This is a genomic window from Pedobacter sp. FW305-3-2-15-E-R2A2 (assembly GCF_038446955.1).
Classification (GTDB): domain Bacteria; phylum Bacteroidota; class Bacteroidia; order Sphingobacteriales; family Sphingobacteriaceae; genus Pedobacter.
In genome coordinates this window covers 347,653-371,902 of sequence record NZ_CP151803.1, presented here as the reverse complement: position 1 = coordinate 371,902, position 24,250 = coordinate 347,653, and the positions used below count along the sequence as shown (strand labels likewise).

Sequence of the window (24,250 nt, the reverse complement as noted above, 5' to 3'; positions counted from 1 at the left end):
TAACGCCTTTTAAACAAGAAATCAGGATATCAGAAGCTACTTACCAAAAACATTCAGGATAAAACCAAAAATGCCTTCAACAAGGTTAAAGCTCATATCAAACTTCTCATCAACTAAAACAGAAATCTCTAAAACTTCTTTACTCATTGTCTTATTCATTGATAATGACGCCAATATAGACATTTTTATACCAAATACCAAAACGGTATATATTAAGTTTATGTCAAATTATCTTAAACAGATTTATAATTATGTACCTTCAAGACATGAAGAAACTGTATTTTTTTCTGCTTTTTAGCATGAGTACGATGGGTTATGCACAGGAAAAAAGTGCAGCAAGGCAATTTTGGGAAAACCTGAAGAACCATTGCGGAAAATCTTATGAAGGAAACATTTCTGCCGGTGCAGGGAACGACGACTTCAGCAATAAAAAATTGACGATGCATGTTCGCTCCTGCGCAGACAGTACCATTAAAATTCCATTCTTTGTAGGGGAAAACAAATCCAGAACCTGGATACTGACCTTTGCCAACGACCGGATCAGTCTTAAACATGACCACCGCCATGAAGATGGTTCAGGAGATAAAGTGACACAATACGGAGGCACAAGTACAAATGCAGGCTTGCCGGAAATCCAGTTTTTCCCGGCAGATCAGCAAACGGCCAGCCTGCTGCCGAATGCAGCAACCAACGTATGGTGGATCACATTAGATAAAGATGTTTTTTCCTATAACCTGAGAAGAATTGGCTCCGACCGTCTGTTTACGGTGAAGTTCGACTTATCAAAAACAATAGATACCCCTTCCGCTCCCTGGGGATGGAAGGACTAATGACTATAAAGCGGCTTTAACAAGAAAAGGCAAAAGCTCCTTCTGGAAACTTACAAAGTTCTTCCGGACATCGGAATCGCTAACAGAAGTAAAGGCGAAAGAGAATACAATGCTCTTACTGGCTTTCAGCAAGAAGGCCAGTCCTTCTTTTCGGGAAGGGTTATTTTTAAAATGATCAAGCTCCAGATAAGCGGAAAGCAACAGTGATTCCAGCTGATCAGAAAGGTGTTTCAGAAACTCCTGAGAATTGGCATTCTCCCTTACGAAATCCCAGCCTATAAATTCATTACAAACGGTATAAGTTAACCTGCAGGTCTTCATAACCAATGCCTTCAGGTGTTCTTCTTCGTTTGCAAACTGCGCTTTATTTTTAAGGATCTCATGTAGATTCAAATCCAGATAGTCCATTAAAATGGCATCCAGAACCTGTTCCTTACTTTCGAAATACTTATATATGGTGGCTTTGGCTATACGCGCTTTCTTCGCAATCTCGTTTACACTTGTTTTGTGATACCCGTATTTCCTGAATAACTCTTTAGCTGCTCTAATTATACTTTCTTTAATTTTCTCTGGTTCCATCAATTAGATACATTTATTTCGCCACTACCAATACCGGATAAAGATACCTGATATGACTTTAAAGCACGTACTGCCGGCGCCTTTTGAGGGCTGCCATCAGTAAGTAAAAATTTAGCTCCTGAACATGGATCAGTGGCGGTAATTCCACTTTCATCTACCGTTACTTTGCAGCGCTGTTCAGGATTGACAGAACTACAGCGGTCAAACGCAACATAATTATTTACTGCAAGCTTAATGATCATGATCCCCGCAACTCCAATGTTATCAACGATATAAACACCATTTTTCGCCTCGACACTAAAAGCAGCGGCTGTCATATGGTATCTGACCTGAACATTAGGAATATAACTCCCATCGTCTTTACCACAACCGGCAAAGAGCAATAATAAGACAAATGCTGCGGTTATTCTTTTGATCATTATATCAATGAAGTTTTATATTGTTTCAGGAATCTGGCGTCATTCTCGGAGAATAACCTTAAATCCTTAATTTCAAACTTAAGGTTGGCAATTCTTTCAATTCCCATTCCGAATGCAAAACCACTATATTTTTTCGAATCAATACCACAATTCTCCAATACATTAGGGTCTACCATTCCACAGCCAAGGATTTCTACCCATCCACTGTATTTACACATCTGGCAACCTGCTCCTTTACAAATGGTACAGGAGATGTCCATCTCTGCCGAAGGTTCTGTAAAAGGGAAATAAGAAGGACGGAAACGAACTTTAGTTCCTTCGCCATACAACTCCTGTACAAAATAAAATAAAGTCTGTTTCAGATCTGCAAAAGAAACATTTTCATCCACATAAAGGCCTTCGACCTGATGGAAGAAACAATGTGCTCTTGCTGATATCGCTTCGTTGCGGTATACACGACCCGGCATAATTGCCCTGAATGGCGGTTTTCCGGCTTCCATCATTCTCACCTGAACGGAGGAAGTATGGGTCCGCAAGGCGATGTCTCCCTTTTCTCCACCTTTTTTAATGAAGAAGGTATCCTGCATATCGCGCGCCGGATGTTCCTCAGGAAAATTTAGTGCAGAGAAGTTATGCCAGTCATCTTCGATCTCCGGGCCTTCAGCCACGATAAAGCCTAACTTATTAAAAATTTCTACGATCTCTCTTCTTACCAATGCCAAAGGATGGCGTGCGCCAATCTCAAAGCCTTCACCTGGCAAAGTCAGGTCTAAACCTGCATCTTTGGAAGTATCAGCCACTTCAGTCTGGTCTTTAAGCGTTTGGTATTTTGCTTCAGCCAACTGCTTAAATTCATTTAAAACCTTACCCAGGGTTCTTTTTTCCTCAGGTGAGACAGCTTTAAACTCATCAAAAATATCTTTGATTATCCCTTTCGTACCAAGGAATTTAATACGGAATTGTTCTAACTCATCTGCATTATCAGTAGAAAACGCATTTATTTCGGCGGTATATTGTGTTATCTTATCTTGTAACATGAGGCCAAATATACAGCTATTTATACAATATTTTTATAATCGCTGAGTCCAAAAATCAACTTGAACTGATCTCCAACAGGTAAATGGACTCAGCGTTATATTTTAAATCACGCCAAGCGCTTTACCTACTTTGGTAAATGCAGCGATCGCTTTATCTAAATGATGTTGTTCATGGGCTGCAGACAACTGTACGCGAATCCTCGCCTTACCTTGTCCAACTACCGGATAATAGAAACCAATTACATAAATTCCTTCTTCCAGCATTTGTGCCGCAAATTCCTGTGCCAGTTTTGCATCATATAGCATTACCGGAACAATCGGATGAACCCCTTCTTTAATGTCAAAACCTGCTTCAGTCATTTTCTTACGGAAATAAACGGTATTACTTTCCAGTTTATCTCTTAAATCAGTGGTCTCACTTAGCATATCCAATACCGCAACAGAAGCACCCGCAATTGCAGGAGCCAAAGTATTAGAGAATAAATAAGGACGTGACCTTTGACGTAACATGTCTATAATTTCCTTTTTACCTGCAGTGAAACCTCCGGACGCACCGCCCAATGCTTTACCCAAAGTGCCGGTAATGATGTCTACCCTGTCCATTACATTAAAATGTTCATGAGTTCCACGGCCTGTCTTACCGATAAATCCGGTACAATGCGACTCGTCAATCATTACCAATGCTTCATATTTATCCGCAAGATCACAGATCTGATCAAGTGGAGCAACAACACCATCCATAGAGAAAGCACCATCAGTAACAATAATGCGATGTCTGGCATCTTTTGCAGCGATCAATTGCTGCTCCAGATCTGCCATGTCTGCATTTTTATACCGGAAACGTTTGGCCTTACACAAACGTACTCCATCTATGATTGAAGCATGGTTCAGTTCATCTGAAATGATGGCATCCTGATCGTTAAATAAAGGCTCAAAAACACCTCCGTTTGCATCAAAAGCTGCAGCATATAAAATGGTATCTTCTGTACCTAAAAATTGGGACAACTTTGCTTCCAGTTCTTTATGCACATCCTGAGTACCACAGATAAAGCGTACGGATGACATGCCATAGCCATATTTATCAATTGCTTTTTTAGCAGCTTCAGTTACACGTGGATCAGAAGATAACCCTAAATAATTATTCGCACAGAAGTTGATCACTTCCTGTCCGGTACTTACCTTGATGTCTGCACCCTGAGGCGTAACAATCACACGTTCACGTTTAAATAAACCGTCTTTTTCTATTTGCTCCAGTTCTTGTTGCAGAACAGGTTGTAATGTTTTATACATACTTTTATTTGCTTGTTGCAACCAAAGTTATAAAAATATCGTCTTCCAGGAACAACCTTATTAAATCATCATCCACAAACTTTAACAAGATTATTGTGTTAATCTAACATTAACATAGCGATATTTAGGCTTTAATACATATATGAAGAGAATCCATCTAACGTTTTTATTAATATTTGGCAGCATCAGTACCTTATTTGCACAGGAATTCAAACTCAAAGGCAGTATTAAAGACACAGAGGGTCAAGCGGTTCCTTTTGTTTCGGTATACATTAAGAATACCACTAAAGGCACCTCGGCAAACGTTGATGGGATTTACACACTGGCATTGGACAAAGGTACTTTCACCATCGTCTATAAGGCCATTGGTTATAAAGCGATAGAAAAGGACATCAGTATTGCTGACAATACGGATGAAAATGTCGTATTGACTGCAGAATCCTACACCCTTTCCGGAGTCACTATCGATGGCAATGCCAAAGATCCAGCCTATGAAATCGTGCGGCAGGCCATAAAACGAAGAAAGCAACATTTAACAGAGGTGAAATCCTATACCGCAGATGTTTATATTAAAGGGGTACAAAAGCTCGTTGGCGCCCCGAAGAAATTCTTTGGAAGAGATGTACAGAAGACCCTTGACCTGGACACCAACAGAAGAGGGATTCTTTATTTATCGGAGTCTACCTCTACTTTTGCCTTCGAGCGTCCAGGTAAAATCCATGAAGAAATGGTTTCTTCTAAAATATCCGGAAGGAATAATGCATTTAGCTTTAACAAAGCTTCCGATCTGACCGTTAATTTCTACGAAAACATACTTTTAGAGAACAGCATGAGTGCGCGTGGATTTGTATCCCCTATTTCTGATAACGCATTCTTATATTATCGCTATAAGCTTTTAGGATTCAGCAATGAAAATGGCGAAACCATCAATAAGATTCAGCTTATTCCAAAAAGAGAACATGACCCGGTATTCAGAGGAATTATCTATATCAAAGAAGACAGCTGGCATTTGGTGAATGCCAACGTCTACCTGACTCAAAACTCCGGAATCAATTTAATAGATACCTTAAAGATCTCTCAGCAATTCCTTAAGGTGGAAGATACCTATATGCCTTCCAATATGAACTTCCAGTTCAACGGAAATGTTTTTGGCTTTAAGTTTGAAGGTTACTATGCGGGAGTTTACAGCAATTACAACATCCATCCTAACTTCCCCAAGAACTATTTTAATGGAGAGATTTTAAAAATAACCAAGGCAGTCAACAAAAAAGATTCTCTTTTCTGGCTAAACAACAGGCCAATTCCATTGACTCCGGAAGAGAGCCGTGACTATGTCAGAAAAGATAGTATCGCTGCTTTAAAAACTTCAAAGCCTTATCTCGATTCCCTGGAAAGGGCAAACAATAAATTTGGAATCGTTAAAATATTGCTGACCAGCTATACCATCAATAACCGCTACGAAAGGAAACGCCTGAGGTTCGACCCTATTCTGCCTGCTTTATTCTACAATACAGTAGAAGGATTTGGAGCAAAATATGGCGTAACCTATACTAAAGACCTGGAATATGGTGCTTTTTATAGCATCCGTCCGGAAGTAAGATACGGGCTATCCAATAAACTGCTCACTGGATCACTAAGCGGAAATTACTACTATGACCCTGTAAAACGCGCCAGCATTAGTGCAAGCATTGGATCCGGAATCTATGACCTGAATAACCATGGTAGTATGAGTTTGCTGGCGAACTCTATCAACTCCCTTCTTTTCGAAACCAATTTCTCCAAATTCTATAAAAAGGAATTTGCAAATATTGGAACGAGCAGAGAACTGACGAATGGATTGCAGGCCACCATCTCCGCTGAATTTACAAGGAATACCAATCTGGTAAATACCACCACTTATAAAATCAAGGATTTAAAAGGAGAAACTTTTAAATCCAATAATCCTTTTAGCCCTGAAGTAGAAAAACCTTTGTTTCCTACTTACGAAGCCTTTATTCTAAACGCAGCGCTTACCTATACCATCGGACAAAGTTACATTACCCGTCCCGACCGTAAGATTTATCAGGAGTCAAAATATCCAACGATCAGACTCTCTTATAAGAAAGGCATTAAAGGTATCCTGAGCAGTGATGTAGATTACGATTTGATTTCTGCCGAGGTTTATCAAAACAGGATTAGTTCTGGTCTATGGGGCTATTCCTCTTTCGTTATCGGTGCAGGAAAGTTCCTGAATAACACACAGGTTTACTATCCGGAGTTTAAACACTTCAGAGGAAACAATTCTTTATTTGGCTTACCGGAATTGAGAAAATTCCTATTTCTTGACTTTTACCTACATAGTACGGACAGAGAGTACTTTGAAGCACATTTTGAACATAATTTCTCCGGATTGCTGACCAATAAAGTACCCTTGCTCCGCAAGTTAAAACTGGAAGAACTGGTTGGTGTCAATTACCTTAGCCAACCTTTGAAAAGAAATTATACGGAGTTTTATTTTGGCTTACAACGCCTGATTTTCAGGGCAGCTTACGGTTTTGCTTATGATGGTAACAAAAGAGTAAATCATGGTTTCAGGCTTTCTTATGGCTTTTAAAAAAAAGCATTCACCCGTGGCGAAAACACACGGATGAATGTTTTATACTCAATTCTCAAGACTTAGCATCCGATGGTAAAGGCCCATCATGAGTTCAGGCGGAAAATAATTGTAGTCTTTGTTGATGACATCCGTATCCAGAGGCAGGACCTTCCAGCCTGCATCGCTCTTAATTTTAACCTCATGGATCACATGCATGCATTCCAATAGTTTTTCCAGCAATTCATACATAGCAAAAGAGAGATGACCGTTATCACATTCCTCAGACATCGGTGTAGAGCGCAGACTATAAAACAAGATCATATCCAGCTCATCCTGCCATACCGAAAGGCTTTGATATTGAAAGATATCATTAAACACAAACTTGACATTATTGATCTCCTGATCTTCCAGTACGCGACAGTTTTTCATAACGCCATCTGATAACCGTTTCCGTACTTCTATAAAAGAGGTCTCTCTCCACATTCCCCTGCTTTGATAAAACGGATCTCCTTCCCGGATGAACAGGTCTATATAATCATCATTTAACAGGATCCAGGCCATTTCAATGAGACGCGTAGTATACTGATGTACACACATCAGCCTGGACCGGTCATACACCTTTTCCTGCCCATAAGCGGAATTGCTAAAAGAAAGGCTAAATAACAACCGAAGTTCCTGTCTGAACAACTCCAGATCAGTTGCATCAAAAAATTCTTCCACCACCAATAATGGATTTTTAACTTCTGCCTCTTCCAAATACCTGAAACCGGGATTTTCCAATCCCTCATACCGTCTTCTCATAATACATAATTTTAATTAATGATATAATAATTATAGTTTAAAATATTATATTAGCTAAATAATTAATGCAAGCTTACGTATAATTAATCAAAAGACAAATTAATTAAGACAATAAATAAAGCTATGAGAAAAAACATTTATTTAGAGACCGAGAAAGCCGGCACAAGGTTGAGGGAAGTCAGATTAACAAAACAGATGACCCTATCCCAGTTTTACACCCCTATTACTAAACATATAGGGAACTGTTCTTCCATTGAAAGCGGGAGAAGAAGAATTGGGAAAAGGCTTTCAAAAGAAATTCTGGAATACCATAGGATCAATCCAAGATACCTCAACACCGGTATGGGAGAAATGTTTCTAAGGTCTGAGGATCCTGCTGAGCAACTGCCTCAGCTGGAAGAAGGTGTTCCATTTTTTAATGTAAATCTCACGGAGATGACCTTTGGGGGACTTCAGGTCTTTCAGGATCCTCCGGAATACTATGTAAATTACCGGCCTTTTAACGACTGTGATGCTTACCTTCCTATCTATGGAGACAGTATGTCTCCTAAATTTACCAGTGGAGAGATTATCATTGTAAAAGAAATCAGGAACCGGGATATCATCCAATGGGGTGAGGCTTACCTGGTGGTCACCGATGAACAGGCAAACAACATCACCACCGTGAAATTGTTATTTGAACATCCCAACCCGGAAAAGATCGTCTTACGTTCCCTAAATCCAGAATTTAAGGGGGATACTGTTATACAAAGAGGAGGCATTAAGCGGATATTTCTTGTCAAGGGGAAAGTAACCCGCAATCACTTGTAAACCTCGGGATTGACTACAAATGGGATTCGTTCTCCTTTGAGGCCGGCGATGATATTCCTGGCGGCGAGAACAGACATTGCCGAGCGGGTCTCTTCTGTAGCGGAGCCAATATGGGGAAGAACGGATACGTTAGGCATATTTAAAAGAGGATGATCTGGATGCATAGGCTCAGGGTTGGTCACATCCAGCCCTGCTCCCCAGATCTTCTTTTCTACCAATGCCCTTAACAAATCCGGTTCATTATGAATTGCTCCCCTGGCTGTATTGATAAAAATCGAACGGGGTTTCATTTTATTAAAAACAGACCAGTCAAACTTTCCTGCCGTCTCCGGCGTTAAGGCTGTATGTACCGTAAGGACATCACTTTGCTCCAGCAGTTCATCAAAGGAAACCCAGCTGGCATTTAATTCTTTTTCGGCAGCTTCATTTCTGTTCCTGTTGTGATAAATCACTTGCATTCCAAATGCTCCGATACAACATTTCGCCATTTCCAGTCCGATTTTCCCCAAGCCAAAAACACCCAATGTTTTACCCCTTAATTCTATACCAAGGTTAGCTGTCGGATCAAAAAACCCCCATTCTCCTTTTGTAATACTTTTATGCATATGAAAGGCTTTCCGGGAAGTGGCAAGCATCAGCAAAAAAGCAGTGTCAGCAGTTGCCCCACTCAATACACCAGGCGTATTTCCTATCGGAATCTTAACTGCAGTAGCCGCTTCAACATCTACATTATCGTAACCTACAGAATGCAAAGCAATTACTTTTAAATGTTTGGAAGCTTGAAGAAAATCTTTGTCCAGCCAGGTACTTACGCTCAGTAAAGCATCACAATCTCTGGTATGGGCAATCAGCTCTTCCCTGCTAAGTGATCTTTTTTCTTTCCACTCTTCCACTTCAATACCCGCATCAATCATCAATTTCCGTCCTTCTTCCGGAATAACTCTGGTTACAAATACTTTCATAAATTCTCTTTTGTATAAAAATCAACAACCTTTCCAGGCAAATGTTCTCAAAATAAAGAAGGCGGCTCCAAAAATTTGGAGCCGCCTTCTTTATTTACAAGGTAACTAATTAAAGACTAAGCTTTTTACGAATGTCAGATGGAAGACCTTTTTTGTTTAACAGGAATGCTGTGGTTTTATATTTCACAAAATTCTTGGTTACATAGAGGTATCCTTTATAATCGTTGGTTGCACCCCATGAGTTTTTAACGATATAATATTCTTTACCATTCTGATCTTTTGCAATACCGGTGATCTGCATTCCATGGTCATCTGTAGTCTGGTAATTGTCGAATGCTTCCTGACGCAATTCAGTAGTAATTTCTTTTTCAGGCTTAGGTCCGTTGAACATAGTTGATTTTTCTTCTTTGGACATACTTTCAAAGTCTTTTTCAGGAACAAAAGCAATACCATTTTTCCAGCTGAAACCTTTTTCACTCACATCGGTAGCCCAGGCAACTGTAAATCCTTTTTTCAAAGCATTGTCAATTACTTTAGTAATGTCGTCCATCTGTACATTATATACCTGATCATAAGACCAGTTATCCGGAACCATTAATACTGTTTTTGTATAATAAGGAGCCGTGTTGAAAGAAGAAAGCTCCACATAGTCTGCCGGATTAATCCCTACGACCTCTTTAGCAAAAGTTTTTGGGGTGTAGTTTTTACCTTCAAACGTAAAGTTTTCAGGAACTGCACCAAGGCATGAATCTATCGTAGCGATATATTTCTTTTTCCAGTTTGGATCAAGCTTACCGTTAGGTGCTTTAACCGCTTCTTCAAGAATTGCTTTAGTCAGCTTATTCATGTCATCAGACTTATTTGCTGCAGTTCCGTAATCTCTGCCGTTATAAACTTCCTGAGGCAATGCACCATATAAAGCAAACATATTGATTACATCATGACATGCACCACCGTCGCCAAGCGTTAAGGCACCATGCATACGTACATAGTTAATTCCTTTTTCAATATAAGCATTACGGGCAGTAAAAATATCTGCAAGGTCAACCGGCTTTTTACCTGCACGGATCATTTCAGATTCAAGGAAAGAGTTCGTGCTATAACTCCAGCAGGTTCCCGATGATTTTTGATTTTTAACAGAAGTTGCCTCTGCATTGATCACAGGAGTAAAAACAAAACTATTTTTACTATCCGTACTTTGGTTGTTTTTTAGTGAATTAACAAGATCATCTTGTGCAAATCCGCTACCGGCACTAAGTAGAAGGCCTGCAGCCAACAATACCGGTTTAATAGAAATTTTAGTCATTTTATATGTTTAAATTTAATCCGCCTCACAAATCAGGGTCTGATTTATAATGACGGAGGCAAACTTAACAATATTCCTTTCAGTCAACAACAGCCTAAAAAGAATGTTACGGAAGGTGTTTGCGAAAAATTTCCATAATTTTATTCTTAAATCAGGAGACATGGATATCTCATTAAAAGGAAAATACGCATTAATTTGTGGCAGTACACAGGGCATCGGCCTGGCTACAGCAAAAGTTTTAGCCAGTCTCGGTGCGAATTGCATACTGATGGCCAGAAACGAAGAAGCCCTAAAAGCGGCGCTTCAGCAACTCGCCAACGATCAGGGTCAGCAGCATGGTTATCAGGTCGCTGATTTCTCTGAAAAGCAACAAATAGAAAACGCGATTCATCAAATCACGGTAAACCATAACATCGCTATACTGATCAACAACAGCGGTGGCCCTAAATCCGGCCCGATTGCCGTGGCCCTTTCACATGATTTCGAAGCGGCATTCCAGCAACATCTTATTGGCAATCATATTCTTGCTACAGCAGTTCTTCCAGGAATGAAAGCATTGGGATATGGCAGGATCATCAATATTATCTCGACCTCCGTCAAAACGCCATTGCCAAATCTGGGGGTTTCTAATACCATCAGGGCTGCGGTTGCTTCATGGGCGAAGACCTTATCCAATGAGGTCGGCAAATTCAACATTACAGTAAACAATGTCTTACCAGGACTAACGGAAACGGCAAGATTAACCAGTTTAATTGAACAAACAGCAAAGATTCAGCAATTAGAGATCGTTGATTTGGAAAAAACCATGATCAACACCATACCAATGGCAAGATTTGGAAAAGCAGAAGAAATCGCTAACATCGTCGCTTTCCTTGCTTCACCAGCGGCATCGTATGTAACCGGGACCAGTATCAGAGTAGACGGCGGACGCACCCCTTCCATTTAGATTTTTCCTATATCATTTATCTTTCTTAACTTTGTACCGCATTAAACGCTGTATGCAACAGTATCAATGAATATATGAAAAAATTCCAGACCCTACTTTACTATTGCTATAGTTACATAGCAGAGGCAGAACAATTTGCTGCCGATCACCTTACATTTTGTAAATCACTAGGCCTTGTTGGGCGCATTATTGTGGCCAATGAAGGATTAAACGGAACCGTTTCCGGAACTAAAGAAGCTTGTGAAGCCTATATGGCTGCCATTAAGGCCGATGAACGTTTCGCTAAAACTGATTTCAAAATTGACGAGGTAGATGAACCTTCCTTTATCAAAATGCACTGCCGTCATAAAGCGGAAATTGTGCATTCAGGACTAAGAGATACGAGTATTATAGATCCCAACGAACGTACAGGTAAACACCTGGAACCCGCAGATTTTCAAAAGATGATCGATGATGAGGATGTTGTCATTCTTGATGTTCGTTCCAATTATGAGCATAATCTCGGTAAATTCAAAAACGCGGTGACGTTGGATATTGAAAATTTCAGGGATTTCCCGGATAAAATCAATGAACTGGCTCAGTATAAAGACAAAAAAGTACTTACCTATTGTACCGGTGGCATCAAATGCGAAAAAGCATCAGCTTTATTGCTGCACCACGGTTTCAATGATGTATATCAGCTTCATGGAGGAATTATCAAATATGGTAAAGAAGCCGGCGGAGAGGATTTTGAAGGTAAGTGTTATGTCTTTGACAACCGCATTGCAGTTGATGTCAACTCGGTAAATCCCAGTATCGTTTCCAAATGTTTTAACTGCGGAACAGTTACACCAAAAATGATCAATTGTGCCAATCCGGAATGTAATGAGCACATCACACAATGTGATGCCTGCGGAGAAGAACTACAAGGCTGCTGCTCTGTCGCCTGTACAACCAACCCTCGTAAACGCAGTTATGACGGAACCGGATATTATGTAAAAGTACCTCAACCTGTAAACGTTGCTTCTAAATAACTATCTTAGGCGTTAATGAAGATCGGCTGCCTGAAATACTTTTCACTCCATATCCTGCTTGCGTTTATTTCATTCTCCGCTATAGCAGAAAACATTAAAAGTATCGGGGTTCCGTATGTGCAAAATTATCCCAAGTCAGTATACCTTTCCGGAAATCAAAACTGGTCAATTACCAAGGATAAGCAGGGCATTATGTATTTCGGAAATGCACAGGGCCTGCTTACCTATGATGGCAAATACTGGCAGCAATACAAAATGCCCAACAGGCAGATTGTTCGTTCTGTCCTTGCAGCCCCTTCAGGAATCATTTATAGCGGTGGATTTGGGGAGCTCGGTTATTGGTCCAATAAAAACAGGAAGCTAAGCTATACCTCTTTAACCAAACTTGTTCCCAGGAGCAATGCAGTAAAAGATGAGATCTGGAAAATATGCGCGGATGGGAAAAGGGTGATTTTTCAATCTTTTAACACCATCTATATTTACGAGAACAACAAGATAAAGGTCGTCAAAGCGGCACATCCTTTTTTGTTTCTTCACCAGGTAGGAAAGCGCTTATTTGTAGAAGTTTTAAGCCAGGGACTTTTTGAACTTATTGGCGATCAACTCATTCCATTAAAAGGAAGTACGCCTGCAAACTCCACTGACGTAATGTCCATTTTACCTTACAAAAACGGAAGCCTGTTAATCGGAACCAGTAAGGATGGTCTTTTCACCTACGATGGAAATAGCTTTACGCCCTTAAATACACCTGCCAATGCTTTTCTGAAGGTATATCAGTTAAATAACGGAGTCAAGATCTTAAACAAATACTATGCTTACGGGACGATATTAAACGGTCTGATCATCATTGATGAGCAGGGAAATATCGTTCAGCGCATCAATAAATCCAGTGGATTACAGAACAACACGGTGCTTAGTCTTTATGCCGATAATGACCAAAACCTCTGGGCAGGACTCGACAATGGCATAGACAGGGTAGAGCTCAATTCCCCATTATACTTCTATTTTGATAAAACCGGACAATTCGGAACGGTATATTCCAGTCTGATTTACAACAATACCATTTACCTGGGCACCAATCAGGGCTTATTCTACAGCCCATGGACATCGGGACAGGATCTCTTCAGCTCTTTTGATTTCAAATTGATCCCCGGCTCTCAGGGACAGGTTTGGGACCTTACAATTATTGATGGACAGTTAATCTGCGGCCACAATAACGGCACTTTTAATGTGATGGGGAATAAACTGGAAAAGATATCCAATACCAATGGTGGCTGGACCATCAAAAAGTTGGACGATGGACAGGACTGTCTCATCCAGGGAACTTATAATGGTTTGTTGATTTATAAGAAGGACGCTAAAGGCATCTGGCGATTTCACCATAAAATTGCCGGTTTCGATGAACCTTCCAGGTATGTGGAGAGAGATGCAAAAGGAGATATATGGGTAAGTCATGCTTATAAAGGTCTTTACAAACTGACCCTAAGTCCTGATCTTTCCAGGGTGACTGCCTCCTGGCCATACAATGAGAAAAATGGTCTTCCTGATGATTACAACATCAATATCTTCAAAATTGCAAACAAACTTGTCTTCTCCTCTGATCAGGGATTTTTCATCTATGATGAAATCAGTAACCGTTTTAAAAACTACGAAGAACTCAATAAAGGACTAAAGGGATTTTCTACGTCCAACAAAATCATTAGCGCCGGACTGAACAGATATTGGTTCATTAACCGTGGAAAAATGGGCCTTGTCCACTTTACCCAACCGGGGAAACTCAATATCGATTCCAATAGGTTCAGCATTCTTGATGGAAGAATGGTTCAGTATTATGAGAACATCAGTAAGATCAGCAACGACATTTACCTGATCAGTGTAGATGATGGCTTTGTCATTTATAACGGAACTGATGGCCAGACGGGGAACAAAGAGGCGGCTTTACCTTCGGTGCTGATCCGCAGGATAGAAGACATCACCGACACTTATCATACCCTAAGCGAAATTGGAAGTAACGGATCTGAGATGGAGATCCCTTTTAGCAGGAACAACATCAGAATTTCTTACTCCCTTCCTTATTACCGACAGGCAAAAGTGAAGTTCCAATATTACCTGGAAGGCTATTCCAAACAATGGTCCGACTGGAGTACCGCTTCACAAAAGGATTTTACCAACCTCAGCAGAGGAAGTTATGTATTTAAGGTAAGGGCCAAGATCAATGATGAGCTGGTGAGTAAAGAAACCATGTTTGAATTTAGCATCCTACCTCCTTTTTATGCGACAAACTGGGCCATCGCTTTCTACATCCTATGTACTATTGTATTACTTATTTCCACTAAACGCCTTTACGAGAAAAAGCTAAAGAAAGACCAGCAGGCCATTTCCAAAAAACTGCAGGCAGAAAAAGAAGCCTACCTTAAAAAGGAAGCTGAAGCAACGGAAAGACAAATCATCAAACTGCAGACCGAAAAGTTACAAGTGGAACTGGCAGGTAAAAATAGAGAACTGGCAAATTCCGCGATGAGTCTTGTTTATAAAAACGAATTATTGCAGAAATTGAGTCAGGAAATTCTGAAGTTAAAAGACGGCAACGGGAAACCCCTGGCAGAAGATCAATTGCGAAAAATACAAAAGGTTATTGACGAAGGAATGAACGATGAGCGCGACTGGAATTTATTCGAAAGCAGCTTCAACGAAGCACATGAAAGTTTCTTCAAAAAGCTAAAGGCAAATCATCCGGACCTAGTACCAAATGACCTGAAACTATGTGCCTACCTGCACATGAATATGAGCAGTAAAGAAATGGCGTCATTACTTAACATTTCCCTTCGAGGTGTGGAAATCAGACGCTACAGACTTCGCAAAAAGCTCGAAATTCCACATGACAAGAACCTTGTAGAGTTCTTAATGGAACTTTAGGACTACATCATTACCACACATCAGCAGATTTCACCCCCACATTTCTGCATTTCAGTAAAACCCTGCACAACCATATATAATTTTGCCTAATCAGGCAAAGAACTGCATTTTTAGCCCAAAAACTGATTTGGACAAGGCGTTTAAAACACTACACATCAACCGCTGATGTATAAATGTATAGGCCTTTTTTTTGTAATAGCGGTTATAGTCCCAGAGATTTAACAAACAATTAAACAAAACTTAAACGAGCATGAAAAGAATCTTTACAAAATTTTCTGTTTTAACATTTCTCTGTTTTCTTTTTAATTACACGGCCTTTGCACAGAACATTACTGTGAAAGGAACTGTAACCGACGGCGGTGATAAGACCACCATTCCGGCAGTAAGTGTACAGGTAAAAGGGACAACAACAGGAGCACAAACAGACGTCAATGGGAACTATTCCATCAGCGCCCCCGCAAACGCGACACTGGTATTTACCTATATAGGTTATACGACACAAGAAGTGCCCGTCAACAATAGAACAACAGTCAATATCGTACTAACCTCATCTGCTCAGCAATTGGACCAGGTAGTTGTAGTAGGTTACGGTACGCAAAGAAAAATCGATGTGACCGGATCTGTAGCCACAGTTAAAGGTGATGAAATTTCGAAGCAGGCTTCTGTAAACCCGGTAAGTGCATTACAAGGTAAGGTTGCTGGTATCGCAATCTCCAACAGTGGCGCACCAGGCACGGCTCCTCAGATCACTATACGTGGTACAGGAACAGTATACGGTGGAGTTGGTGTTTTATATGTAGTGGATGGAGTCTGGTTTGATGACATTAACTTCTTAAACCCTGCTGACATCGAGAGCATGAGTATCTTAAAAGATGCATCCAGTTTATCTATTTATGGGATCAGAGCTGCTAATGGCGTGGTGCTGGTAACTACCAATAAAGGAAAAAAAGGTGATGCAATAATTAACTATACCGGAACTGTGGGTTATCAAAGCGTAACAAACAAGCTCAAAATGGCCAATGCTACCGAGTACGCAACATTGATTAATGAGTTGACTGCTTCCTCAGGAAATCCTCCATTATTTAAAGACCCTGCAGGTTTTGGTGTGGGAACAGATTGGTATGGCCAGCTCCTCAGAAATGCAATGGTCACTAATCACCAGTTGTCTGTTAGTGGTGGTGGTGAAAAAAGCACTTATAACTTATCCCTGGGATATTTAAATCAGGATGGTATTGTTGAAAAGAATAATTATACACGTTACACTGCCAGATTATCGAATGATTTTCAAGTATTAAAGCCTTTAAGGGTTGGTTATAGCGTTTCAGGAACTTCCAGCAAAACCAGAGACATCAATACTGGTATCTTCCGTCAGCTTTACGCCGCCGGTCCTGTAGTTCCTGTTTATTATGCAGACGGCACTTACGGCGATCCAAATGACTTTAGTTTGGGTGGAGGAAACAACTTCAATCCCCAAGTTACTTCCGACTTTTACAACGGTGTAACTAAAGACTATAAATTAGTTGGAAATGTATATGCAGAACTCAACATCTTTAAAGATCTGACCTTCAAGACCAGCATTGGCGGAGATTTTGGTCAGAATGAGGTAAGAATTTATGATCCGGTTTATAAAGCAACACAAGGACAACAAAGTGACAACAGCAAGTTGGGGATTGACAGAACTGAAATCAGGAACTGGATCATTGAAAACACCTTAACTTATAAAAAGCTTTTTGGCGATCATAACCTAACTGTTTTAGCTGGTCAGACCGCACAAAGATCAAAACGATATGTAATTAAGGCCAGCGCAATGAATGTTCCCTTTTCAAGTGAGGGCGACCTATACCTCAGTTTGGGTGACGCGGCTAACCGTACCATTTACGATGAGGGTGCAATAAATACAGCGGTATCATATTTCGGAAGGATCAATTACGCTTACAAAGACCGATACCTATTGAATGCTTCTCTGCGTGCAGATGGTGCTTCTCAGTTTTTTGGTGGCGGAAACCTTTGGGGTAAATTCCCTTCCATTGGAGCAGGATGGGTGGTGACCAAAGAAGAGTTTATGAAAGATCAAAAAGTATTCAATAGCCTTAAATTGCGTGGTAGTTGGGGTAAAGTAGGAAACGCAGGTGTTCCTATCAACCCAACGAATCTGACAATTGGTCAAAAAGGAGGATATGTAGCTTATTTTAACGGCATTGCTTACACCGGAAAAAACATTGACACCATGGTGCCGGCTTTCCTTAACTGGGAGCGTAGTTCAGGTGTAGATCTTGGTTTCGAAGCCAGCTTCCTGGATAGCAGATTGAGCATAGAGGCAGACTATTACAACAAAACAACTCAAAAAGCAATATTTGAAATACCTGTATTTTCAAATATTGGTTTAACAACTGCTACTCAAATTGGCAATCAAGCCGATTTCGAGAATAAAGGATATGAATTCATGGCCAGCTGGAGAGATAAAACTGAAGGAGGTTTAACCTATTCCATCAGTGGAAATTTTAGCTATAATAAAAACATAGTGAAGTCAACTGTTACCGGTAAAAACCCGATCTATTCTGGTGGTGGTGGACTGGCAAATGGTTCAAGAGCGACCAGAACACTTTTAGGCAGACCTATTGGCGAATTCTATGGTTATCAGGTGGACGGCATTTTCCAGAATACTGCAGAGATTGCCGGTTCAGCTCAAACTTCTGCCAAACCTGGGGATTTCAAATATGTGGATCAGAATGGTGATGGTGTAATCAATGGTAACGACCGCGTATCTATCGGTAATCCTAACCCTAAATTTAACTATGGCTTAAACACGAGCTTTGCCTATAAGAACTTTGATCTTGCTATAGATATCCAGGGGGTTGCAGGAGTCGATGTATACAACGCAAACCAGGGTATCAGATTTGGTAATGAGAATTTCTCTAAAGACTTCTATGACAACAGGTGGCATGGCGAAGGTACTTCAAATACTTATCCTTCTGTAAACATCGGTTCTACTAATAACTCTGCTCCGAATTCATATTATGTTGAAAGTGGTGCTTATATCAGGCTAAGAAATGCACAATTGGGATATACCCTTCCGCAATCTTTATTAGGTAAGTGGAAAATGCAGAAAATAAGGGTGTTTGCAAATGCACAAAATCCGGTCAACCTATTTGGCTATAAAGGATTTAGCCCTGAAATAAGCAAACAGGTGACCGATAAGTACTCTCCAACAAGCGCAGGTATAGATGCGAATGTCTATCCATTATATGCTACTTATAGTTTCGGTGTAAACGTTACTTTTTAACAACTAAAGAAATGAATATATATAAAAATATAAACCTGCGTAAGGCATGTACTGTAATCATTACAGGCAGCATTTTATTCAGTACTTCATGCAAGAAAAGCTTCTTACATGTAGATCCGCAAGGCCAACAACCAGCGGAAACCTTTTGGAAAACCCAGGATGATGCAACCGCTGCTGTGAGCTCCATATATGGCAATTTACGGAGTTGGTCAAACACTGCATTTCCCGCACTGGCGGTAGAAAGCATAGGCTCGGACGAAGCTGAAAAAGGAAGTACAGCAAATGATGCCAGTTACCTGAACAATTTTGATGATTTCACAGCTACTGCTACAGACGGACAAATCCTGGGATTCTGGGAAGGCCAGTATCAAAATATCAATCTGTGTAATCAGGTTTTAGATAACGTTCCAGGTATTACTATGGACGAAAACCTGAAAAGCCGCTATTTGGCTGAAGCAAAATTTGTCAGAGCCTATTCTTATTTCAGATTGGTAAGGGCATTTGGAGATGTCCCGCTCAGGTTAAAAGTGCCTAAAGAAGTTTCAGAGTTTAATATCCCACGCACGCCAAAAGCAGAGGTTTGGGCAGCTATAGAAAATGACCTTAAAGATGCTGAAGCCATATTACCTGCAACTTATCCTGCTGCTGATCTGGGCCGCATTACTAAAGGGGCAGCGCTATCATTACATGCAAAAGTAGCCATGTATCAGAAGAAATGGGACCAGGTTCTTTCTTTAACAAATACGGTAATGGGATTAGGATATAGCCTGCTCCCAAATTACGAGACCCTTTACCGGGTAAGTAATGAAAACGGTTCAGAATCTGTATTTGAAATTAATTGCGTTTATAATCCAAGCATTAAAGACGCCAGTAACAGCCAGTACGCGCAGGTTCAGGGAGTGAGAACCCAAACCGGATACTGGGGCTTTAATGTGCCCACTCCAGCGCTGGAAAGTGCTTATGAAACCGGAGATCCACGCAGAACTGCGACTATTCTTTATGTAGGAACAACTACAACTGAAGGGGACGCAATTACGGCTAATCCTGGTGACCCGACAAAATACAATCACAAAGCATATGTTCCCTTTTCTTCTCCATGGGACAATGGAAATCCAAGAGGAAGCCAGCAAAATGTAAGGGTGTTACGCTATGCAGATGTATTACTCATGAATGCAGAAGCTGCGAATGAATTGGGCAATTCAGGTCAGGCGATCTCTTCTTTAGAGCTTGTAAGGGCAAGAGCAAGACAAGGTAATAATGCAATCCTGCCAAAAGTAACCACCACTGATCAGGGGGCTCTACGTACCGCCATCTATCATGAAAGACAAGTAGAACTTGCGATGGAATCTGACCGCTATTTTGATGTGATCCGTCAGGGCAGAGCGACAGCAGTATTTGGTCCTAAAGGCTGGAAAGCAAATAAAAATGAGGTATGGCCAATCCCACAAAATGAAATAGATATTAGTGTGGGCGTACTTAGTCAAAACACAGGTTATTAATCCCAATTAAACCTTACAACATGAAAACAAACTTATCATATATTGTGTCGGCCTTAGCGCTTTCTTTTGCGGTTTCCTCCTGCACAAAAAAATTCGAACCTTCCAGTTATGCCCCCGCATTAAATATTGGCGGTTATTCCAGCTCCAAGCAGGTAGCCTCCGCTAATTTAATTGCACAGTGGTCTTTTGATGATAGTACCATCGACAGTGTTTCCAAAACGGCAGGTACACCTACGGGTACTTCCTTCTCTGCTGGTGTAAAAGGAAAAGCGTTACAGGTAGCAGCAAATGGCTATGTCGTTTCAAATACCCCCACTGATGTACAAAACTTGAAAAGCTTTACCACGATGCTATGGTTTAAGTCGGACCTCAACACCGTAGCAACGGGACTTATTGACATTGCGAACTCCGCTGCAGGATGGGGAAATCTTACCATCTTTCTTGAAAATGGTGGCGATGCAACAAAAGGTTTGATTAAATTCCATATCAACAGCAATAGCAAGGAAGCCTGGTCTGAGGTTTATACGGTACCGAGTCCATGGAAAAAATGGAATCACCTGGCCCTGAGTTACAATCAGGCCACTTCAGATTTTACGCTTTATTTAAATGGAAGTAAAATCGGTAACGCACTCAATGTTCCTAACTACGGACCAATTACCTTCCAAAACGCCGCCAAGATGGTGTTCGGAACCCTTCAGTTCCAAACCACACCTAGTCTGTCAACAACTGCAGGCAAGGAGTCATGGGCAGGATCTTTAATAGGGCAGTTAGACGAGGTGAAAATCTTTAACAAAGCACTTACTGTAGATGAAATCAGTTCTATTACTAAATTAGAAGGAAGAGGAAAATAATTCCTTCTACAGTAAAATACCACTGTCTTAAAGCGTTGCCAGATTATTCAGGCAACGCTTTAAAAAATCAACTCCCTTTTGACATGACTCTACGACATTATCTCTATTCCTGTGCCTTACTGCTTTTGTTATCTTGTTCTAAGAAGGATACCCCTATTCCCGTTGAGCCCATAAAGCCGCCAACAGGTTCATTTACCTTTACAGCGTTAAAAGTAAATGAGCTTTTTAGTGGCTTCAGCTATTTCGGATTAAATACCAGTCCGGTATTTAAGGTTTCCTTCTCCGGTCCTGTTGATAAAACTTCGGTAGCAAGTGCCATTCTGATTAAAGATAAAGATGGAAATACTGTCAAAACAGAAATCACTTATGAGAACAATGATCAGAATCTGATCATCAAGCCGGTCAGCCCCTTAAAACCGGTCAGCAAATATTTCCTGGATGTACAAACGAATTTAAAAGCGGGAACAGGGGCGAATTTAAATAGTTCCATCACCGTAAATTTCATCACCCAGGTTGATCCCTCAGATAAATTCCCTTTGATCAGCGACGACGAACTCCTGACCCTGGTTCAAAAACAAACCTTCAAATATTTCTGGGATTTTGCACATCCAAACAGCGGGCTTTCCAGAGAAAGAAATACGTCTGGTAACCTGGTTACTTCAGGAGGATCCGGCTTTGGCATTATGGCGCTAATTACAGGTGTCCACAGGAACTTCATCAGCCGTAGCGAAGGACTTGGCAGAATGCAAAAAATCGTCGCTTTTCTAAAAGATAAAGCACAACGTTTTCATGGCGCTTATCCACATTGGCTGGATGGAAATACAGGCGCAGTGATACCATTCAGTCCAAAAGACAATGGAGCAGATCTGGTAGAAACTTCATTCCTAATGCAAGGCATGCTTAGTGCCAGACAATTTTTCAATAACCCTGACCCTATAGAAACTGCATTAAGAAAAGACATTAGCACCATCTACAATGAAGTAGAATGGGATTGGTTCAGAAAGGACAATTCCAATACCCTCTACTGGCATTGGAGTCCAACCTTGGGTTGGGATATGAATATGCCCATCAAAGGGTGGAATGAAGCCTTGATTACCTATGTTCTGGCCGCTTCCTCTACCACACATGGCATCCCAAAAAATGTTTATGACAACGGATGGGCAAATAACGGAAGTATGAAAAATGGAGGTAACTTTTATAATGTACAATTACCACTGGGACCGGTTAATGGCGGGCCCTTATTCTTTTCACACTATTCCTTCCTTGGAATCAATCCTATAGGCCTTAAAGATGCTTATGCAGATTATGAAGCCCAAACAAAGGCGCATAGTCTGATCCATTACAATTACGCCAAAGCAAACCCGAAGAACTTCTATGGTTACGGAGAAAGCTGCTGGGGGCTGACTGCAAGTGACGACATCAACGGATATCTGGCTCATGAACCTAACAACGACAATGGTGTCATCTCACCTACCGCTGCCCTTTCCTCCTTTCCTTATACTCCGGTAGAATCCATGCAGGCTTTAAAATATTTTTATTACAAACTTGGCGATAAAATCTGGTCAGGCTACGGCTTCACAGATGCGTTTTCCTTACATGATGCCTGGTTCGCAAGCTCTACATTGGCCATTGATCAGGGCCCAATCATCATTATGATTGAAAACCACCGCAGCAAATTGTTATGGAACTTATTTATGAGCGCTCCTGAAGTAAAAGCAGGAATGGAAAAACTCGGCTTTACCAGCCCCAATTTATAAAACGATTTAAAATGAAAAGAAACTTACGCTATATCTGCTTAATGCTCCTCGTTATTTGCTCATTTAACGAGGTCAATGCACAAAAGAAAAATCCTGAAGGCATCAAGCCAGAACTAAAAATACAAAAAAATTTAACCGACAACCAGTTATTGGATCTCGTACAAAAACAAACCTTCCGTTATTTCTGGGACTTTGCACATCCGGTAAGTGGAATGGCGCGTGAGCGTAGCAATGTTGCCTTTGAATACGGAAATGAAGTAGTCACTACCGGAGGAACCGGTTTTGGCATCATGGCTACGATCGTCGCTTCAGAACGTAAGTTTATTACCCGGGAACAAGCCGCTGCCAGAACGAAAAAGATCGTAGACTTCCTTTGGAAAGCCGATATGTTTCATGGCGCATTCCCGCATTGGCTAAATGGCGAAACCGGAAAAACCATCCGCTTCAGCCCTAAAGACGATGGTGCTGATATCGTAGAAACCTCTTTTCTCTTCCAGGGATTGTTAACGGCGCGTCAATATTACACTGCAGACAATGCTACGGAAAGAGACATCAGAAATAAAATATTATGGATGTGGGAAGGCATAGAATGGAATTGGTTCACCCAAAATCAGAATGTACTTTACTGGCATTGGAGCCCAAACAACGGCTGGAGCATGAACCACCAGATCAGGGGATATAACGAATGCCTGATGACCTATGTCCTTGCAGCCTCTGCACCGAAATATGCCATTGATAAAAAAGTTTATGACGAAGGATGGGCAATGAGCAATACCTTCTTCAATGGCAAGAAATTCAATGACATTACTCTTCCCTTAGGCTTTGATGGCGGCGGCCCATTATTCTTCTCACATTATTCTTACCTCGGGCTAGATCCAAGAGGGTTAAAAGACAAATACGCAGACTATTGGGAACAAAATAAAAACCATACCCTTATCAATAGAGCTTACTGCATTGAAAATCCTAAAAACTACAAAGGATACAGCGCAAAAAGCTGGGGCTTAACGGCGAGCGATAGCTGGCAGGGTTATGCGGCTCATTCTCCCACGGAAGATCTGGGTGTCATCACTCCTACCGCAGCTTTATCTGCATTTCCTTATACACCGGAATACTCCATGCAGGCATTAAGACATTTTTACGAAGACATGGGTGATCAGCTCTGGACAGAATATGGATTTGCAGACGCTTTTAGTGAACAGCATAAATGGGTGGCCAAATCTCACCTTGCCATTGATCAGGGACCTATTATTGTCATGATTGAAAACTACCGGACCGGCTTATTGTGGAAACTGTTCATGAGCAGTCCGGATGTACAAAAAGGGTTAACAAAACTGGGCTTTAGCACGCCCGCAATTAAGTAATTTATAGAATCGGGG

19 protein-coding genes are annotated in these 24,250 nt (G+C 40.9%); 11 read left to right on the top strand and 8 right to left on the bottom strand.

Annotated elements, in window-relative coordinates; translation table 11 throughout:
• Positions 1 to 36 precede the first annotated feature (36 nt).
• Positions 37 to 159, bottom strand: coding sequence for a phenylalanyl-tRNA synthetase subunit alpha (locus tag AAFF35_RS01460; protein WP_342330558.1), 123 nt, complete (start codon positions 157 to 159; stop codon positions 37 to 39).
• Between the two features lie 107 nt (positions 160 to 266).
• Between AAFF35_RS01460 and AAFF35_RS01455 the strand changes: the two genes are divergently transcribed.
• Positions 267 to 830, top strand: a complete 564-nt coding sequence (locus tag AAFF35_RS01455) for a hypothetical protein (protein WP_342330557.1) — start codon at positions 267 to 269, stop codon at positions 828 to 830.
• 3 nt (positions 831 to 833) lie between these two features.
• On the opposite strand, the gene AAFF35_RS01450 is transcribed toward AAFF35_RS01455, so the two are convergent.
• From AAFF35_RS01450 to kbl, 4 genes are all read right to left on the bottom strand, one after another.
• A complete protein-coding gene (locus AAFF35_RS01450; RefSeq protein ID WP_073237758.1) occupies positions 834 to 1,409 on the bottom strand; it encodes a helix-turn-helix domain-containing protein in 576 nt (191 codons plus the stop codon).
• The gene (locus AAFF35_RS01445; RefSeq protein WP_342330556.1) at positions 1,409 to 1,828 is read right to left on the bottom strand and encodes a hypothetical protein; all 420 of its coding nucleotides are present in this window, start codon (positions 1,826 to 1,828) and stop codon (positions 1,409 to 1,411) included. The genes AAFF35_RS01450 and AAFF35_RS01445 overlap by 1 nt, the downstream gene beginning before the upstream one ends.
• Complete coding sequence (gene pheS / locus AAFF35_RS01440) at positions 1,828 to 2,865, bottom strand: phenylalanine--tRNA ligase subunit alpha (protein WP_342330555.1); 1,038 nt, start codon at positions 2,863 to 2,865, stop codon at positions 1,828 to 1,830. Before pheS ends, AAFF35_RS01445 begins: the two co-directional genes overlap by 1 nt.
• Positions 2,866 to 2,967: 102 nt before the next feature.
• Positions 2,968 to 4,155: a glycine C-acetyltransferase gene (gene kbl, locus AAFF35_RS01435; RefSeq protein ID WP_073237767.1), complete on the bottom strand. Its 1,188-nt coding sequence runs from the start codon at positions 4,153 to 4,155 to the stop codon at positions 2,968 to 2,970.
• Between the two features lie 142 nt (positions 4,156 to 4,297).
• Between kbl and AAFF35_RS01430 the strand changes: the two genes are divergently transcribed.
• Positions 4,298 to 6,748: a DUF5686 and carboxypeptidase regulatory-like domain-containing protein gene (locus AAFF35_RS01430; RefSeq protein ID WP_342330554.1), complete on the top strand. Its 2,451-nt coding sequence runs from the start codon at positions 4,298 to 4,300 to the stop codon at positions 6,746 to 6,748.
• Between the two features lie 48 nt (positions 6,749 to 6,796).
• Here AAFF35_RS01430 and AAFF35_RS01425 read toward each other — a convergent pair whose 3' ends face one another.
• Complete coding sequence (locus AAFF35_RS01425; protein WP_342330553.1) at positions 6,797 to 7,531, bottom strand: hypothetical protein; 735 nt, start codon at positions 7,529 to 7,531, stop codon at positions 6,797 to 6,799.
• A gap of 123 nt (positions 7,532 to 7,654) precedes the next feature.
• On the opposite strand from AAFF35_RS01425, the gene AAFF35_RS01420 reads away from it, so the two are divergent.
• Positions 7,655 to 8,341 carry a S24 family peptidase gene (locus tag AAFF35_RS01420; RefSeq protein WP_342330552.1) on the top strand — a complete coding sequence of 229 codons (687 nt, stop codon included), beginning with the start codon at positions 7,655 to 7,657 and terminating at the stop codon, positions 8,339 to 8,341.
• Here the strand turns inward: AAFF35_RS01420 and AAFF35_RS01415 are convergent.
• Both AAFF35_RS01415 and AAFF35_RS01410 read right to left on the bottom strand, forming a co-directional pair.
• Entirely contained in the window at positions 8,332 to 9,303 is a 972-nt protein-coding gene (locus AAFF35_RS01415; RefSeq protein WP_342330551.1) for a D-glycerate dehydrogenase, read from the bottom strand. The two genes, AAFF35_RS01420 and AAFF35_RS01415, sit on opposite strands and share 10 nt — an antisense overlap.
• Before the next feature lie 109 nt (positions 9,304 to 9,412).
• The gene (locus tag AAFF35_RS01410) at positions 9,413 to 10,609 is read right to left on the bottom strand and encodes a C1 family peptidase (RefSeq protein ID WP_342330550.1); all 1,197 of its coding nucleotides are present in this window, start codon (positions 10,607 to 10,609) and stop codon (positions 9,413 to 9,415) included.
• A gap of 160 nt (positions 10,610 to 10,769) precedes the next feature.
• Between AAFF35_RS01410 and AAFF35_RS01405 the strand changes: the two genes are divergently transcribed.
• The 8 genes from AAFF35_RS01405 (at position 10,770) to AAFF35_RS01370 (ending at position 24,235) form a co-directional block, all read left to right on the top strand.
• Positions 10,770 to 11,555, top strand: coding sequence for an SDR family oxidoreductase (locus AAFF35_RS01405; protein ID WP_342330549.1), 786 nt, complete (start codon positions 10,770 to 10,772; stop codon positions 11,553 to 11,555).
• 74 nt (positions 11,556 to 11,629) lie between these two features.
• A complete protein-coding gene (locus tag AAFF35_RS01400; RefSeq protein ID WP_342330548.1) occupies positions 11,630 to 12,568 on the top strand; it encodes a rhodanese-related sulfurtransferase in 939 nt (312 codons plus the stop codon).
• A 15-nt stretch (positions 12,569 to 12,583) separates the two neighbouring features.
• Entirely contained in the window at positions 12,584 to 15,484 is a 2,901-nt protein-coding gene (locus AAFF35_RS01395) for a two-component regulator propeller domain-containing protein (protein ID WP_342330547.1), read from the top strand.
• Positions 15,485 to 15,734: 250 nt separating this feature from the next.
• On the top strand, positions 15,735 to 18,767 hold the full coding sequence (locus AAFF35_RS01390) for a TonB-dependent receptor (protein ID WP_342330546.1): 3,033 nt from the start codon (positions 15,735 to 15,737) through the stop codon (positions 18,765 to 18,767).
• An 11-nt stretch (positions 18,768 to 18,778) separates the two neighbouring features.
• Positions 18,779 to 20,266, top strand: coding sequence for a RagB/SusD family nutrient uptake outer membrane protein (locus tag AAFF35_RS01385; RefSeq protein WP_342330545.1), 1,488 nt, complete (start codon positions 18,779 to 18,781; stop codon positions 20,264 to 20,266).
• A gap of 20 nt (positions 20,267 to 20,286) precedes the next feature.
• Positions 20,287 to 21,117 (top strand): LamG domain-containing protein, encoded by an 831-nt coding sequence (locus AAFF35_RS01380; RefSeq protein ID WP_342330544.1) that lies wholly within the window; start codon positions 20,287 to 20,289, stop codon positions 21,115 to 21,117.
• An 83-nt stretch (positions 21,118 to 21,200) separates the two neighbouring features.
• A complete protein-coding gene (locus AAFF35_RS01375) occupies positions 21,201 to 22,874 on the top strand; it encodes a glucoamylase family protein (RefSeq protein ID WP_342330543.1) in 1,674 nt (557 codons plus the stop codon).
• Positions 22,875 to 22,885: 11 nt separating this feature from the next.
• Positions 22,886 to 24,235 carry a glucoamylase family protein gene (locus AAFF35_RS01370; protein ID WP_342330542.1) on the top strand — a complete coding sequence of 450 codons (1,350 nt, stop codon included), beginning with the start codon at positions 22,886 to 22,888 and terminating at the stop codon, positions 24,233 to 24,235.
• Positions 24,236 to 24,250: the final 15 nt, after the last annotated feature.